General features: G+C 72.7%; 14 protein-coding genes. 9 read left to right on the forward strand and 5 right to left on the reverse strand.

The features are described from left to right. Positions 1-84: 84 nt before the first annotated feature. The 3 genes from JK364_RS21020 to JK364_RS21030 all read left to right on the forward strand — a co-directional run bounded on the left by JK364_RS21020 (position 85) and on the right by JK364_RS21030 (position 2,670). Positions 85-681 (forward strand): DUF5998 family protein, encoded by a 597-nt coding sequence (locus JK364_RS21020; protein WP_201852682.1) that lies wholly within the window; start codon positions 85-87, stop codon positions 679-681. Then, positions 681-1,922, forward strand: coding sequence for an alkaline phosphatase family protein (locus JK364_RS21025; protein WP_201852683.1), 1,242 nt, complete (start codon positions 681-683; stop codon positions 1,920-1,922). The genes JK364_RS21020 and JK364_RS21025 overlap by 1 nt, the downstream gene beginning before the upstream one ends. A gap of 103 nt (positions 1,923-2,025) precedes the next feature. Beyond that, the gene (locus tag JK364_RS21030) at positions 2,026-2,670 is read left to right on the forward strand and encodes a thymidine kinase (RefSeq protein WP_201852684.1); all 645 of its coding nucleotides are present in this window, start codon (positions 2,026-2,028) and stop codon (positions 2,668-2,670) included. A 98-nt stretch (positions 2,671-2,768) separates the two neighbouring features. Here JK364_RS21030 and JK364_RS21035 read toward each other — a convergent pair whose 3' ends face one another. Beyond that, the gene (locus JK364_RS21035) at positions 2,769-3,542 is read right to left on the reverse strand and encodes a VOC family protein (protein ID WP_201852685.1); all 774 of its coding nucleotides are present in this window, start codon (positions 3,540-3,542) and stop codon (positions 2,769-2,771) included. A gap of 287 nt (positions 3,543-3,829) precedes the next feature. On the opposite strand from JK364_RS21035, the gene JK364_RS21040 reads away from it, so the two are divergent. Then, positions 3,830-4,666, forward strand: coding sequence for a sulfurtransferase (locus tag JK364_RS21040; RefSeq protein ID WP_201852686.1), 837 nt, complete (start codon positions 3,830-3,832; stop codon positions 4,664-4,666). Between the two features lie 61 nt (positions 4,667-4,727). Here the strand turns inward: JK364_RS21040 and sepH are convergent, their stop codons facing one another. Further along, positions 4,728-5,789: a septation protein SepH gene (gene sepH / locus JK364_RS21045; protein ID WP_230992284.1), complete on the reverse strand. Its 1,062-nt coding sequence runs from the start codon at positions 5,787-5,789 to the stop codon at positions 4,728-4,730. Between the two features lie 391 nt (positions 5,790-6,180). Between sepH and JK364_RS21050 the strand changes: the two genes are divergently transcribed. Next, complete coding sequence (locus JK364_RS21050; RefSeq protein ID WP_201852688.1) at positions 6,181-7,050, forward strand: hypothetical protein; 870 nt, start codon at positions 6,181-6,183, stop codon at positions 7,048-7,050. Between the two features lie 130 nt (positions 7,051-7,180). On the opposite strand, the gene JK364_RS21055 is transcribed toward JK364_RS21050, so the two are convergent. Both JK364_RS21055 and JK364_RS21060 read right to left on the reverse strand, forming a co-directional pair. After that, positions 7,181-8,506 carry a D-arabinono-1,4-lactone oxidase gene (locus JK364_RS21055; protein ID WP_201852689.1) on the reverse strand — a complete coding sequence of 442 codons (1,326 nt, stop codon included), beginning with the start codon at positions 8,504-8,506 and terminating at the stop codon, positions 7,181-7,183. After that, a complete protein-coding gene (locus tag JK364_RS21060) occupies positions 8,460-9,716 on the reverse strand; it encodes an MFS transporter (RefSeq protein ID WP_201852690.1) in 1,257 nt (418 codons plus the stop codon). The genes JK364_RS21055 and JK364_RS21060 overlap by 47 nt, the downstream gene beginning before the upstream one ends. A 118-nt stretch (positions 9,717-9,834) precedes the next feature. Between JK364_RS21060 and JK364_RS21065 the strand changes: the two genes are divergently transcribed. Continuing rightward, positions 9,835-10,986, forward strand: coding sequence for a ferrochelatase (locus tag JK364_RS21065; protein WP_201852691.1), 1,152 nt, complete (start codon positions 9,835-9,837; stop codon positions 10,984-10,986). A 111-nt stretch (positions 10,987-11,097) separates the two neighbouring features. Then, positions 11,098-11,898 (forward strand): inositol monophosphatase family protein, encoded by an 801-nt coding sequence (locus tag JK364_RS21070; protein WP_201852692.1) that lies wholly within the window; start codon positions 11,098-11,100, stop codon positions 11,896-11,898. 212 nt (positions 11,899-12,110) lie between these two features. Here JK364_RS21070 and JK364_RS21075 read toward each other — a convergent pair whose 3' ends face one another. After that, on the reverse strand, positions 12,111-12,284 hold the full coding sequence (locus JK364_RS21075) for a hypothetical protein (protein WP_014055412.1): 174 nt from the start codon (positions 12,282-12,284) through the stop codon (positions 12,111-12,113). 361 nt (positions 12,285-12,645) lie between these two features. On the opposite strand from JK364_RS21075, the gene JK364_RS21080 reads away from it, so the two are divergent. Next, positions 12,646-13,299, forward strand: coding sequence for a response regulator transcription factor (locus JK364_RS21080; protein ID WP_044569293.1), 654 nt, complete (start codon positions 12,646-12,648; stop codon positions 13,297-13,299). Positions 13,300-13,305: 6 nt separating this feature from the next. Continuing rightward, positions 13,306-14,553, forward strand: a complete 1,248-nt coding sequence (locus tag JK364_RS21085) for a sensor histidine kinase (protein ID WP_201852693.1) — start codon at positions 13,306-13,308, stop codon at positions 14,551-14,553. Positions 14,554-14,619 lie beyond the last annotated feature (66 nt).

Below are 14,619 nucleotides of genomic sequence, written 5' to 3' on the forward strand. Positions count from 1 at the left end.
CGGTCGTCCGAACCTTGGCGGGAGTCGTCCGAGCCTCGACGGGCACGGGCGCCCGCGTCGGCGTCGCCCCGTAGGATGGTGCACATGGCGAAGACCGGTACGACGACCCAGGGGCTGCGCGCGGCGATCGAGCGCAGCGGCTATTACCCGGCACTCGTGGCCGAGGCGGTGGAGGCCGCCGTGGGCGGCGAGCCCATTGCGTCGTTCCTGGTCCACCAGGAGACCACCTTCGACGCCAACGAGGTCCGCCGCCATGTGACGGTCCTCGTCCTCACGGACAATCGCTTCATCGTCAGCCACACCGACGAGCAGGCCGCGGACGGCACCTCCCCGTCGCCGTACGCCACCACCTCCACCGAGTCCGTGAAGCTCCAGCGGATCTCCTCGGTCGTGCTCAGCCGCGTCGTCGCCAACCCCGAGTCGTACACCCCGGGCACGCTGCCCCGCGAGGTCGTGCTGACCATCGGCTGGGGCGCCGTCAGCCGCCTGGACCTGGAGCCCGCCGCCTGCGGCGACCCCAACTGCGAGGCCGACCACGGCTACACCGGATCCTCCACCGCCGACGACCTCAGCCTGCGCGTCAGCGAGGCCGGGGACGGCCCCGACACCGTCCGTCAGACCCTCGCCTTCGCCCAGGCGCTCTCCGAGGCCACCGCGGCCACCCCGGACACCAGCCGCTGATGTCCGGCTCCACCACCGGCCCGCTGCCCTCCACCGCCTCCTTCTGGCCCGAGCCCACCCCGCTCGACCCCCGCTCCGCGCCCCTGCCGCGGTACGGCACCGGCTCGCTCGCCGATCTGCTGCCCGCCGTGGCCGCGGGCCAGGAGATCCCGGGGCTCTCCTCCGATCTGGTGCTCGCCCCCGCCGACCGCGTCTGCGTCTTCCTGGTGGACGGCCTCGGCTGGGAGCTGCTGCGCGCCCACCCCGGCGAGGCGCCCTTTCTGACCTCGCTGCTGCCCAGTTCGCTGAACGGTTCGGGGGAGCCGCTCACCGCGGGCTTCCCGTCCACCACCGCGACCTCGCTCGCCTCGGTGGGCACTGGGCTGCCGCCCGGCGCCCACGGCCTGCCCGGCTACACGGTGCGGGACCCGGACACCGGCCAGCTGATGAACCAGCTCCGCTGGCAGCCCTGGACGGAGCCGCACGCCTGGCAGCCGTATCCGACCGTCTTCCAGCTCGCGGACGCCGCGGGCGTGCACACCTGCCAGGTCTCCGCGCCCACCTTCGCCGAGACCCCGCTCACCAAGGTCGCGCTCAGCGGCGGCACCTTCCACGGGCGGCTCACCGGTGAGGAGCGGATGGACCTCGCGGCCGAGCAGCTCGGCGCCGCGGGCCGCTCGCTCGTCTACACGTACTACAGCGAGGTGGACGGCAAGGGGCACCGCTTCGGCGTGGACTCGCCCGAGTGGCGCGATCAGCTCCGCTATGTCGACGGGCTCGCCCAGCGGCTCGCCGAGAGCCTCCCGCCCCGCTCGGCGCTCTATGTCACCGCCGACCACGGCATGATCGACATCCCGTTCGACCCGGAGTCGCGCATCGACTTCGACGAGGACTGGGAGCTGCGCGCGGGCGTCTCGCTGCTCGGCGGCGAGGGCCGCGCCCGCCATGTGTACGCCGTCCCCGGTGCCGCGGGCGATGTGCTGGCCGTCTGGCGCGAGGTGCTGGGGGAGCGGATGTGGGTGGCCGGCCGTGACGAGGCCATCGAGGCGGGCTGGTTCGGCGGGCCCGGCGGTGCCGATGGCGGCGGTAAGGGCGTCGACGACCGGGTGTACCGGCGGATCGGCGATATCGTCGCCGCCGCGTGCGACGACGTCGCGATCGTCGCCTCGCACACCGAGCCGAAGGAGTCCGCCATGGTCGGGCTGCACGGTTCGATGACCCCCCTGGAGCAGCTGGTGCCGCTCCTCGAAGTACGCTCCTGAGCGCCCCCGTTCACCCCCGCCCCGTTCACGCCCGCCCCGTTCATGCCCGTCCCGTTCACGCCCGCCCGGGTCACCCCCGCCCTACGAAAGGCCCCGCCTCCTCATGCCCGAGCTGGTGTTCTTTTCCGGAACGATGGACTGCGGAAAGAGCACCCTCGCTCTGCAGATCCAGCACAACCGCTCGGCGCGCGGGCTCCAGGGGATGATCTACACCCGGGACGACCGGGAGGGCGAGGGCAAGCTCTCCTCGCGGCTCGGGCTGGCCACCGAGGCCATCGAGGTCGCCGACGACCTCGACTTCTACACCCATGTGGTCCAGGCGCTGAGCGCCGGGGGCCGGGTCGACTACGTCATAGCCGACGAGGCGCAGTTCCTGACCCCGCCGCAGATCGACCAACTCGCCCGGGTGGTGGACGACCTGGAGGTGGACGTCTTCGCCTTCGGCATCACCACCGACTTCCGCAGCAAGCTCTTCCCCGGCTCCCAGCGCCTGGTGGAGCTCGCCGACCGGGTGGAGGTGCTGCAGGTGGAGGCGTTGTGCTGGTGCGGCGCACGGGCGACGCACAACGCCCGTACCGTCGGCGGCCAGATGGTCGTCGAGGGCGCCCAGGTGGTCGTGGGCGACGTCAACCGGCCGGGGACCGAGGTCGGTTACGAGGTGCTGTGCCGACGCCACCACCGGCGCCGGATGACGGCCGCGCGGGCGCGCGCGGCCGCCCTGTCGCCGGATGTGCTGCCCGTCGACTGACGGCGTCCTCCCCTGGACCGGCCGCCGGCCCTTCGGCCCCCGGCCCTCCGGCCGACGCCCGGCTCATGGCCTCCCCGGCCCCCGGCCGGCGCTCCGCCTCATCCCTTCGTGCGCCGTACGACGGTGAAGGCCGCCCCCTCCGGGTCCCGCACCGTGGCCCGATGGCCGCTCGCTCCCCGCGACGGAGGCCGCACCACCTGACCGCCCAGCGCGGTCACCCGGCGCACCGTCTCGTCCACGTCGTCCACCGCGAAGTGGGTCATCCAGTACGGGCCCCGGCCGCGCGGCAGGGCGTCGCCCACGCTCTGGATCGCGCCGACCGGCCGGCCGTCCAGGTACAGCGTGCGGCAGCCCGGCTCCTCCGGGGCCGCCGCCTCCGCCTGGTAGCCGAAGACCATCTTGTAGAACTTCAGCACCCCGGTGCCGTCACGGGTCAGCAGCTCGTGCCAGACCGGGGTGCCCGGCGCCCCGGGCTCCGCCGCCGCGTACGTGCACTCCTGCCACACCCCGAACACCGCGCCCTCGGGGTCGGCGGCGATCAGCATCCGGCCGGCCTCGTCGGCGTCCAGCGGGCCCACCGCCACGGTGCCGCCGCACGCGCGGATCATCTCGGCGGTCTCATCGGCGTCGTCGGAGGCCAGATAGGTCATCCAGGCCACGGGCAGATGGCGTTCCGGAGGCAGCTCGCTCAACCCGGCGACCGGCCGGCCGCCCCGCACCGCGCGGACATACGCGCCGAGCTGCTGGGGGCCCGGGGTGAACTCCCAGCCGAACAGGGAGTGGTAGAAGTCCTGTGTCGCGGCAAGGCTGTGCACCATCAGGCTCGTCCAGCAGGGCGTGCCGGGTGTGCGCCGAGTCGCTGCCTCGGTCATACGTCATTCTCTCCTCGGACCATCGTGGTGGACGTACGGCCCCGGGCCGGTCGGCGGCGCGGGACGGTCGTGCGGAGGTGCTGATGCGGGGGGCCCGACAGATGTTTGCACCACCTGTGGCACATAGCGCCCTGGCGGAACCGCAATTCGCCGTGCCTCGCAGCAGAATGCCCGAATTGCTACCGCACATCCGTTTCGGCTTCATTGCGCTCTGGTGTCGCCCGGACGTACACCGGGTGACCGGGTGGTCCAATCGACGCAGAGATACCTACGCAAGGATGATCCCTATGCATGCCATCATCACCGCATCCGATCTCATGAGTGAGCTGACGGAGGATCATCCTCCGCTTCTGCTCGATGTGCGTTGGCAGCTCGGCGGGCCTCCCGGCCGCCCCGCATACGAGGCGGGGCATCTGCCCGGTGCCGTCTACGTCGACCTCGACACCGAGCTCGCGGGCCCGCCCGGAAAGTCCGGCCGCCACCCCCTGCCCGATCTTTCCGCGTTCGCGGCCGCGATGCGCCGAGCCGGGGTGAGCCAGGACCGGCGCGTGGTGGCGTACGACGGCGGACAGGGGTGGGCCGCGGCGCGCGCGTGGTGGCTGCTGCGCTGGGCGGGACATCCGTCCGTCCGGGTGCTCGACGGGGGGCTGCCCGCCTGGGCGGCGGTCGGTGGCTCGCTGACCACCGGGGTGCCGGACGCGCCCGAGGGCGACTTCGTCCCGCGCCCCGGGGCCGTACCGCTGCTGGAGGCGGACGACGCGGCGGCGCTCGCCCGGCGCGGGGTGCTGCTGGACGCGCGTGCGGGCGAGCGCTACCGGGGGGAGGTCGAGCCCATCGACCCCGTCGGCGGCCATATCCCGGGAGCGGTCTCCGCCCCCACGGCGGAGAACGTCACGGACGACGGTCACTTCCTGCCCGCCGAGCGGCTGGCCGAGCGGTTCGCGGCCCTGGGCGCCACCGGGGACGCCGAGGTCGGGGTGTACTGCGGTTCCGGGGTTTCGGCCGCCCACCAGGTGCTGGCGCTGGCGGTCGCGGGCGTTCCGGCGGCCCTGTACGTCGGCTCCTGGAGCGAATGGTCCTCGGACGGCGCCCGTCCGGTGGCCACCGGCCCCGAGCGGGGCTGACCACACGACGGGCCCTGCCACCGGCGTGCGGTGGCAGGGCCCGTCGGCGCGGCGGAAGCCGCTACTCCTGCTTCTTGCGGCGGGTGCCGAAGACGATCTCGTCCCAGCTCGGCACCGCGGCCCGGCGGCCCGGACGGACGCCGTCCGCCTCCGCCTGGCGGTCCGTCGTACCGGTCAACCGGTCTCGGTGGCCCGCCACCGAGCGCGGCATCAGCACATCCGCGTACGCCGAACCCGCGCTCGCCGCGGAGGCGGGCGGCTCGACGGCCTCCGGCTCCTCGACGGGCTCCTCCGGCGGCGGTGCCGCCGACGCGACCGGCGCCTCGGGCACGACCATGTCGCCCCGGAAGTTGGGCACGGCCTCCAGCAGGCTGGTGAGCGAGTCCCGTTCCCCGAGACCGTCGTCCAGCGAGGCGGACGCGGGTGCCGGGGCGTCCTCGTCGCCGAGGCGCTCGGGCGACGTCCGGTCCCGGTCCCTGTCGCGATCGCGGTCCCGGTCGCGCGGCAGCCGGGCGATCCGCGGCACGAACGGGAAGCTGGGCTCGGGCGTGTCGTCGGCCTCGCCGATCAGCGCCCGCGCCTCGTCGTCCACCGCCTGGACCAGCCGCCGGGGCGGGTCGTAGGTCCAGCTCGCCGAGTGCGGCTCACCGGCGACCCGGTAGACCAGCAGCACCTCCCAGGTGCCGTCGTCGCGCCGCCAGGAGTCCCACTGTGTGGTGTCCTTCTCGGCGCCGCGCAGCAACAGCCGCTCCGCGACGGCCTCGCCGAGCTGCGGTCCGGTGTTCTCGCCGGGGCGGCGCACGGGAGTCTTACGGGCGCGCTCGGCCATGAAGGCGCGCTCCGCGAGCACCGGGCCCTCGAAGCGCCGCACGCGGTCGACGGGGATGCCCGCCATCTGCGCGACCTCTTCGGCGGTGGCGCCGGCACGTATACGGGCCTGGATGTCACGGGGCCGGAGATGACTCTCGACCTCGATCTCGATCTGGCCGAGCCGAGCGCGGTCATTGCGCACCGCGGCGCGCAGTCGCTCGTCGATGGGAAGCGTGTACTCCGTGCTGTCCGCAGCCTTGAGCACCAGCCGTGTGCCGTCGTTGCTGACGGCCACGACACGCAGTTCGGGCATGGGGACCTCCCGGGTGGTGCCTGCCGACGTCACGGTTGCGTCGCTGCTCTCCCGCTAGACGAGTGTGGCCTGCCCGGGGTGCAGCCTGCCACAACTTTGCCGAGTTGCCCGGGCCGGTTGGTTGCCGCCTTTCTGACCCCTCCCGTTGGGTCCGGGCGGCCGGACGGGAAAGCGGGGCCAGGGCTCGCCACAGTACTCCATTCGGGCCGCTCAGGTAGAGCGGCACGCCAGCCGAGTTCATGGCCGGGAGGGGGGTGGCAGCCTGAATCCTTCGAAGTGAGGCCCAATTTGGGTGGCAAGTTTCACAGAAACGACAGAATCGGAACGATCTGCTTCGTTTATCGGTCACTTCTCCCAGCAGGCTGGAACGAATGTCCAAGCGAGGCGGGAGATGCACGGCAAGGCCGACAGCGACGGACAACACAAAAGCGGGCGGATCGAGCTGAGCGTGGCCCAGGTGGCCGGCAGCGCGCTGGCGGCCGTCGCCGCCGCGGTGCTCGCGTCCAAACTGGGCGTCTACGGGACGATCCTGGGCGCCGGTGTGGTGAGCGTGGTGGCGACCGCGGGCGGCACCGTCTTCCAGCATCTGTTCCGGCGCACCGGTGAGCAGATCAAGGAGGTGCGGGTCCAGACGCGGCCGACCGGGCGCCGGCGGTACGGCGGTCCCGCCGGTTCCGCCGAGCCGGTCCCGCCCCCGCCGCCCCCGGCCCCCGGCGACTACGGCGAGCCGACCACGCACGGCGCCCGGCCGCGCGTCCGGCGGCGCCACGCCGTGGGGGCGGCCGCCGTCTTCGTCGCCGCCATGAGCGTGATCACGGGGATCGAGATGTTCTCCGGCGGCCCGGTGTCCAACGTTTGGGGGGAGAACCGGACCGGAACCACCGTCAGCGACAGCGTGAGCGGCTCCTCGGGGCCGAAGTCCACCCCCGGCCCCGCGCGCCGGGACCCGGCCGGCCCGTCGCACGGCCCCGGCTCCTCCCGGGGCGGCGACGAGCCGCCGTCCCCGGGCACCTCCCGCGGGGGCGGCGCGGCCGGCGCCTCGATCGCGCCGACGCCCGACGCGTCCGGTTCGTCCGGCTCCGGCAAGGGCTCCGGCGACGGCTCCGGCCAGAACGGCGGCACCGGCGGCGCGACCGCGCCCGGCCCCTCCGCGCCCGCCACCCCGGGCCCCTCCCGGACCCCGTCCGGCGGTGCCACGGAGGGCGGAACGGACGCCTCCGGCGAGGCCGTGCCCACGCCCGGCGCCACCGGCGCGCCGTGACGCGTCAGTCGCCCGGCGCGCCGTGACGTCAGCCGCCCGGGACGCCGTGATGTCAGTCGCCCGGCGTGCCCTGACGCGTCAGTCGCCCGGCGCGCCCTGACGCGTCAGTCGGCCGACGGGCCGGGACGCGTCAGTCGCCGAGCACCCGCCGCAGATAGTCGTTGGTGAACAGCCGGTCCGGATCCAGCTGGTCGCGCACCGCCGCGAACTCGCCGAACCGGGGATAGACCCCGGCCAGATAGGCGGCGTCGCGGCTGTGCAGCTTGCCCCAGTGCGGACGGCCGCCGTGCGCGATCATGATCTGCTCGGCCGCCGTGAAGTACGCCCGGTGCGGGGTGCCCCGGTACAGATGGACGGCGATGTACGCGGTGTCGCGCCCGGAGGCGGTGGACAGCGGGATGTCGTCGGCGGGCGCGGTGCGCACCTCCACCGGGAAGCTGACCCGCAGTCCGGACCGCTCGACGGTCGCCTTGAGCTCGCGCAGCACGGTGACGGCGGCCTCGCGCGGCACGGCGTATTCCATCTCCAGGAACCGCACTCGGCGCGGAGAGGTGAAGACTTTGTAAGGGATGTCCGTGTAGGTCCGGGCGGACAGGGCGCGGCTGGAGATTCTGGCGATTCCGGGGATGGTGGCGGGGACCGCCCGGCCCACCGAACAGGCCACCTGGAAGATGCCGTTGGACAGCAATTCGTCGTCCACCCAGCCGCTGACCCGGCCCACCGGAGCGGCGGGGCCGGTGCTGCGGTTATTGCGTTTGGTGTTGCAGTTGCCGGTGTGCGGAAACCAGTAGAACTCGAAGTGCTCGTTCTCGGCCACGAGCTGTTCGAATTCGGCCATCACGCGGTCGAAGGGCATGGGCTCCTCGCGCGCCGAGAGCAGGAACTCCGGTTCCACCCCGAAGGTGATCTCGCTGACCACGCCGAGCGCGCCGAGCCCGATCCGGGCCGCCGCGAAGATCTCCGGGTTCTCCTCCGCCGAGCAGCGCAGCACCGAACCGTCCGCCGTCACCAGCTCCAGACCCCTGATCTGGGCGGCGATCGAGGCGCTGTCCCGGCCGGTGCCATGGGTGCCCGTGGAGGTCGCCCCGGCCACGGTCTGCTCCATGATGTCGCCCATATTGACCAGCGAAAGACCATGGGCCGACAGCGTTTCGTTGAGCTGCCGGAGCGAGGTGCCGGCCGCGACGGTCACGGTCCCCGCCTCGCGGTCCAGCCCGCGCACGCCCGCCATCCGGTCGGGGCGTATCAGCAGCCCGTCGGTGGCGGCCGCGGTGGTGAAGGAGTGCCCGGTGCCCACCGCCTTCACCTTCAGCCCCTCCGCCGTCGCCCGGCGCACCATCTCGGCCAGCTCCTGTGTGGACGACGGGGCGACGATCCGCGTCGGGCGGGCCATCACGTTCCCCGCCCAGTTACGCCACACGCTGCTCCGTACGGTCTTCACGGTCCTGACGGCCATCCGCACCCGACCCCTCCCGCTGTGTCGCCGGCCGTAGCCGGCGGTACCCGAGGAACGCCACCGCGGCCGCGAGCGCCCCGGCCACGGCCGGCACCGCGTACCCCGCCCGGGCGCCGGCCGCGTCCACCACCCATCCGGCGGCCGACGAGCCGAGCGCCACCCCGACCGCGAGCCCGGTGCTCACCCAGGTCATCCCCTCGGTCAGATGCGCGCGTGGTACGTGCTGTTCGACAAGGGCCATGGTGGTGACCATCGTGGGTGCGATGGCCAGGCCCGCGACGAAGAGCGCCACGGCCAGGAACGGCAGGTTCCCGACCAGTTGGAGCGGGATCATACTCACGGCGATCGCACAAATACCCCACAACCAACGACGGGACACCGGACCGCTCAGCCGCAGCACCCCGAAGACCGCGCCCGCGAGGCAGGAACCCGCCGCGTAGACCGCCAGGACCAGACTGGCCGCGCCCTTGTGGCCCTCGTCCTCGGCGAAGGCCACCGTGACCACGTCGATCGCCCCGAAGATCGCGCCGGTCGCCATGAAGGTGGCCACCAGCACCTGGAGCCCGCGCGAGCGCAGCGCCGAACCGCCGGTGTGCTGCCCGCGCGGATGCGGTACGGGCTCGGTGGCCCGCTGCGCGGTCAGCGAGAAGACCCCGGCCGCCAGGAAGCAGGCGGCCAGCAGCGGGCCCGCCTCCGGGAACCAAGAGGTGGACAGCCCGATCGAGATGACCGGCCCGACGATGAAGCAGATCTCGTCGACGATGGACTCCCACGCGTACGCGGCGTGCAGCTCGCGCGGGGAGTCCCCGTAGATCGCCGCCCAGCGGGCCCGCACCATGGAGCCCACACTGGGCACACAGCCGGACGCGGCGGCGAAGACGAACAGCGTCCAGTCCGGCCAGCTCCGGTGCGCGCTCAGCAGCAGCCCGCAGATGGCGGCGAGCGCCATGAGGGTCGCCGGGCGCAGCACCCGGCGCTGGCCGTGCCGGTCGACCAGCCGGGATATCTGCGGGCCGATGGCGGCGGCGGAGAGCGCCAGGGTGGCCGACAGGGCGCCCGCGAGCCCGTACCGGCCGGTGAGTTCGGAGACCATGGTGACCACGCCGATGCCCGCCATGGACAGCGGCATCCGCCCGAGGAAGCCGGCCGCGGAGAACTCCTTGGCGCCGGGGGCGGCGAAGATCGCGCGGTAGGGGCTGGCACTGGGCAAGGCAGACTCCGCCGTGAGCAGGGTAAGGATCGTCGAGCGCTGATACAGATTACGGGCCCGTGCCCGGTCGCGCAGGGCCGTTTCCCGCCCGTCAGCGGCGGGTGGCAGGATCGGAAGCATGCCGGATCAGTCAGTACAGCCTGCCGCAGACCCCTATGACGCACTGCTGTTGCTCTCCTTCGGCGGTCCCGAGGGCCCCGACGACGTCGTGCCGTTCCTGGAGAACGTCACGCGCGGGCGGGGCATCCCCCGCGAGCGGCTGAAGGAGGTCGGCCGGCACTACTTCCTCTTCGGCGGGGTCAGCCCGATCAACGCGCAGAACCGCGAGCTGCTGCACGCGCTGCGCAAGGACTTCGCCGAGCACGGCCTGGACCTGCCGGTCTACTGGGGCAATCGCAACTGGGCGCCGTATCTGACCGACACCCTTCGCGAGCTGGCCGCCGACGGGCACCGCCGGATCCTGACGCTGGCCACCAGCGCCTACGCCTCGTACTCGGGCTGCCGGCAGTACCGCGAGAACCTCGCGGACGCCCTGGCCGCCCTGGAGGGCGAGGGCCTGCCGCTGCCGCGCGTGGACAAGCTGCGGCACTACTTCAACCACCCCGGCTTCGTGCGGCCCATGGTGGACACCACGCTCGCCGCCCTCGCGGAGCTGCCCGAGGGCCGGCGCGCCGGGGCCCACCTCGCGTTCACCACCCACTCCATCCCGACCGCCGCCGCCGACACCTCGGGCCCGGTGGCGGCGCACACCGAGGACGGGGAGGGCGGCGCGTACGTCGCCCAGCACCTCGATGTCGCCCGGCTGATCGTGGACGCGGTGCGCGAGGAGACCGGCGTCGAGCACCCCTGGCGGCTGGTCTACCAGTCGCGCAGCGGCGCCCCGCACATCCCCTGGCTGGAGCCGGACATCTGCGATCACCTCGAGGAGCTGCACGGCGAGGGCGCGCCCGCCGTCGTCATGGTCCCGATCGGCTTCGTCTCGGACCATATGGAGGTCAAGTACGACCTCGACACCGAGGCCACGGCCAAGGCCGCCGAGCTGGGTCTGCCGGTCTCCCGCGCCTCGACCGTCGGCGCCGATCCGCGGTTCGCGGCGTGCGTGCGCGACCTGGTGCTGGAGCGCGCGGCCACCGAGCGCTTCGCCGAGGGCCGGGCGGCGACCGCCCCGGTGCGCTGCGCCCTGGGCGCCCTCGGCCCGAGCCATGACGTGTGCCCGGTGGGCTGCTGTCCGGCCCGGTCGCCGCGCCCCGCCGCCGCGGGCTCCGACTGACCGCGCCCGCCGTCACGCCTCGCCCTCACACCCCGGGCTCCGACCGGCCGCGCCCGCCGTCCCGGCCCGCCACCGCCGCTCGCCCCTCCGGGCAATCCGCTAAGGAGCACGATGACCGACCCGCTCATGACCGAACTCCTCGAGACGGCGCTGGAGGCCGCCCGCGGCGCGGGGGACCTGCTGCGCGACGGCCGCCCGGCCGACCTCGGGGTGGCGGCCACCAAGACCAGCCCGATCGACGTCGTCACCGAGATGGACATCGCCGCCGAGAAGCTGATCACCGACCTCCTCGCGCGCCGCCGCCCGAGGGACGGAGTGCTGGGGGAGGAGGGCTCCAACAGCGAGGGCAGCAGCGGGGTGCGCTGGGTGATCGACCCGCTCGACGGCACCGTGAACTACCTCTACGGCCTGCCGTCGTGGGCGGTCAGCATCGCCGCCGAGAAGGACGGCGAGCCGGTCGCCGGGGTGGTGATCGCCCCGGTGCGCGGCGAGACCTTCCACGCCGTCCTGGGCCAGGGCGCCTGGCGGAACGGCGAGCGGGTGCACTGCCGCCCCGCGGCCCCGCTCGAGGAGTCGCTGATCGGGACCGGCTTCGGGTATGTGCGCGAGCGCCGCATCGGGCAGGCCAGGGTCCTGGGCGGGGTGCTGCCGCGAGTGCGGGACATCCGGCGCGGCGGATCGGCCGCCATCGATCTGTGCGATGTGGCCTGCGGCCGGCTCAACGGCTACTACGAGCGCGGGCTCAACCCCTGGGACTTCGCGGCCGGTGCGCTCATAGCGCGCGAGGCGGGCGCGCTCACCGGAGGGCGGCCGGGCGTCCCGGCCTCCACCGAGCTGACCATCGCCGCCGCACCGGGCCTTTTCGAGCCGCTGCGCGGGCTTCTGGACGACCTGGGCGCCTGGCACGACTGAATCCCGCCCCCGGCACCATCCACACGCCCGGAAGCACACCTGGAAACACACACAGAAGCACACACACGGAAGCGCCCCGGAGTCATGAGGACACCGGGGCGCTTCGGCGTGGTTACCGGATGTTTTCTGGATCACCATCCGGCGGTGAATGGGAATCGGTCACACGGTCACATGGAATCCGGATCTGGATCGGGTCCGGAATCCACAAGGGATCAAGCAAACGAGGCGCTTACTTCGACGCCGTGCTCGGCGGCGAGGCGACGGAGGTCTTCCAGCTCCGACTGCTCCACGTCCACAAGAAAGTCGTCGCCCGTCTCACGGGCGCGAATGAGATCGGTCTTGGTGTTCTCTATGCGCTGCAGAATGCCTGCGGTGAACGCGTCCATGTTGCGCCCCCTCGTCGTGGGTCGGTGGCACGGGGGTGTGCCGACGGCGGGTTGATCACGTGAGTGGCCCCTGCCAACGGCAATGCCGGCCAGATATGCCGGGGACAGGGCGTGATCGCGGGTGTGCAGTCGTCCTCCCCACCCCGTCTTCGGGGGAAACCTCCGGACCCGAAAGAATCTGAATTCGGTGTTCCGGCCGCCGCGGACCCCTCCGCCGCGGCCATGATCCGCACTCGGGATCCCGCGGCGACCCTCTTACCGCCGGTTTATGAGACTTCGAGGCAGGATGGAGGCGCCGAACACCCATCGAGTTTGGCGAGATCACCCCGCCCACTGAGGCAATCGAGGAAGGACCAACGACGTGCGCGTACTCGTCGTCGAGGACGAGCAGCTGCTCGCCGATGCGGTGGCCACCGGACTGCGCCGGGAGGCCATGGCCGTCGACGTCGTGTATGACGGAGCCGCCGCCCTGGAGCGGATCGCCGTCAACGACTATGACGTCGTCGTCCTCGACCGGGACCTGCCCCTCGTGCACGGCGACGACGTCTGCCGAAAGATCGTCGAACTCGGCATCCCCACCCGTGTGCTGATGCTCACCGCCTCCGGCGACGTCAGCGATCGCGTGGAGGGCCTGGAGATCGGCGCGGACGACTATCTGCCCAAGCCCTTCGCCTTCAGCGAACTGATCGCGCGCGTCCGGGCGCTCGGCCGCCGGACGACCGTGGCCCTGCCGCCCGTCCTGGAGCGCTCCGGGATCAAGCTGGACCCCAACCGCCGCGAAGTGTTCCGGGACGGCAAGGAGATCCAGCTGGCGCCGAAGGAGTTCGCGGTGCTGGAGGTGCTCATGCGCAGCGAGGGCGCCGTGGTCTCCGCGGAGCAGTTGCTGGAGAAGGCCTGGGACGAGAACACCGACCCGTTCACCAACGTGGTGCGGGTGACCGTGATGACCCTGCGCCGCAAGCTGGGTGAGCCCGCGGTGATCGTCACCGTCCCCGGCTCGGGTTACCGGATCTGATCAGGCATGGCGACGACTCCGACTCCGCTGCCGCCGACGGCGCCGCCCAAGCCCAGCTGGGACCCGCAGGCCGGCTCGCGTCCCAACCCCTGGCTGCGCCCCACGATCCGGATACGGCTCACCCTGCTGTACGGCGGGATGTTCCTGATCGCCGGGGTGGTGCTGCTGACGATCATCTACCTGCTGGCCGCGCAGGCCCTGCACGTCGGCAACGAGCTGCCGTTCAAGCTCGTCGGCGGCAGTGTCCAGCCGACCAACAACACCTGCCCCGAGATCATCGGCCAGAGCAGCCCCGACCAGTTCAACGCGGTCCTGAACACCTGCATGAAGGAGCAGCGCCAGCTGGCCCTCGACGGGCTGCTGCGCCGCTCCCTGATAGCCCTCCTGGGCCTGTCCGTGATCGCCTTCGCCTTCGGCTACGCGATGGCCGGGCGGGTGCTCTCGCCGCTCGGCCGGATCACCCGGACCGCGCGCCAGGTGGCGGGCTCGGACCTGTCCCGCCGGATCGAGCTGGACGGCCCGGACGACGAGCTCAAGGAGCTCGCCGACACCTTCGACGAGATGCTGGAGCGCCTGGACCGGGCGTTCACCGCCCAGCAGCGGTTCGTCGCCAACGCCTCGCACGAGCTGCGCACTCCGCTGGCGATCAACCGCACCCTGCTGGAGGTGCAGCTCTCGGACCCGCAGGCGTCCCCGGAGCTGACCCAGCTGGGCAAGACCCTGCTGGCCACCAACGAGCGCAGCGAGCAGCTGGTGGAGGGTCTGCTGCTGCTGGCCCGCAGCGACAACGAGATCGTCGACCGCAAGCCGGTGGACCTCGCCGAGGTGGCCTCCCAGGCGCTGGAGCAGGTGCGGGCGGAGGCCGAGGACAAGGGCGTGGAGCTGCGCGGGCAGCGTGCCCCCGCGGTGGTCCAGGGCAACGGGGTGCTGCTGGAGCGGATCGCGCTGAACCTGGTGCAGAACGCGGTGCGGTACAACGTGGCGCGGGACGGCTGGGTGGAGGTCACCACCGAGAGCAGGCAGGGCCAGGCCGTGCTGGTGGTCGCGAACACCGGCCCGGTGGTCCCCGCCTACGAGATGGACAACATCTTCGAGCCGTTCCGCAGGCTCCGTACGGAGCGCACCGGCAGCGACAAGGGCGTCGGCCTCGGGCTGTCGATCGCGCGCTCCGTGGCGCGCGCCCACGGCGGCCGCATCGCGGCGGAGCCGCGCGAGGGAGGCGGCCTGGTGATGCGGGTGGTGCTGCCGGTATGACGTCGGAGAGAGGGCGGCCGGGGATCCGACGGGATGTGTTCGCTTTGGGCGGAATTTTCGTGATCC

This window comes from Streptomyces endocoffeicus (genome assembly GCF_016741935.1).
In the GTDB taxonomy this organism is placed as follows: Bacteria; Actinomycetota; Actinomycetes; order Streptomycetales; family Streptomycetaceae; genus Streptomyces; species Streptomyces endocoffeicus.

Coding starts and splice junctions, on each gene's coding strand:
- JK364_RS21055 (WP_201852689.1), bottom strand. CDS start 8,506: ATGGCCGTCAGGACCGTGAAGACCGTACGGAGCAGCGTGTGGCGTAAC.
- JK364_RS21025 (WP_201852683.1), top strand. CDS start 681: ATGTCCGGCTCCACCACCGGCCCGCTGCCCTCCACCGCCTCCTTCTGG.
- JK364_RS21040 (WP_201852686.1), top strand. CDS start 3,830: ATGCATGCCATCATCACCGCATCCGATCTCATGAGTGAGCTGACGGAG.
- sepH (WP_230992284.1), bottom strand. CDS start 5,789: ATGCCCGAACTGCGTGTCGTGGCCGTCAGCAACGACGGCACACGGCTG.
- JK364_RS21085 (WP_201852693.1), top strand. CDS start 13,306: ATGGCGACGACTCCGACTCCGCTGCCGCCGACGGCGCCGCCCAAGCCC.
- JK364_RS21050 (WP_201852688.1), top strand. CDS start 6,181: ATGCACGGCAAGGCCGACAGCGACGGACAACACAAAAGCGGGCGGATC.
- JK364_RS21070 (WP_201852692.1), top strand. CDS start 11,098: ATGACCGACCCGCTCATGACCGAACTCCTCGAGACGGCGCTGGAGGCC.
- JK364_RS21035 (WP_201852685.1), bottom strand. CDS start 3,542: ATGACCGAGGCAGCGACTCGGCGCACACCCGGCACGCCCTGCTGGACG.
- JK364_RS21020 (WP_201852682.1), top strand. CDS start 85: ATGGCGAAGACCGGTACGACGACCCAGGGGCTGCGCGCGGCGATCGAG.
- JK364_RS21065 (WP_201852691.1), top strand. CDS start 9,835: ATGCCGGATCAGTCAGTACAGCCTGCCGCAGACCCCTATGACGCACTG.
- JK364_RS21030 (WP_201852684.1), top strand. CDS start 2,026: ATGCCCGAGCTGGTGTTCTTTTCCGGAACGATGGACTGCGGAAAGAGC.
- JK364_RS21075 (WP_014055412.1), bottom strand. CDS start 12,284: ATGGACGCGTTCACCGCAGGCATTCTGCAGCGCATAGAGAACACCAAG.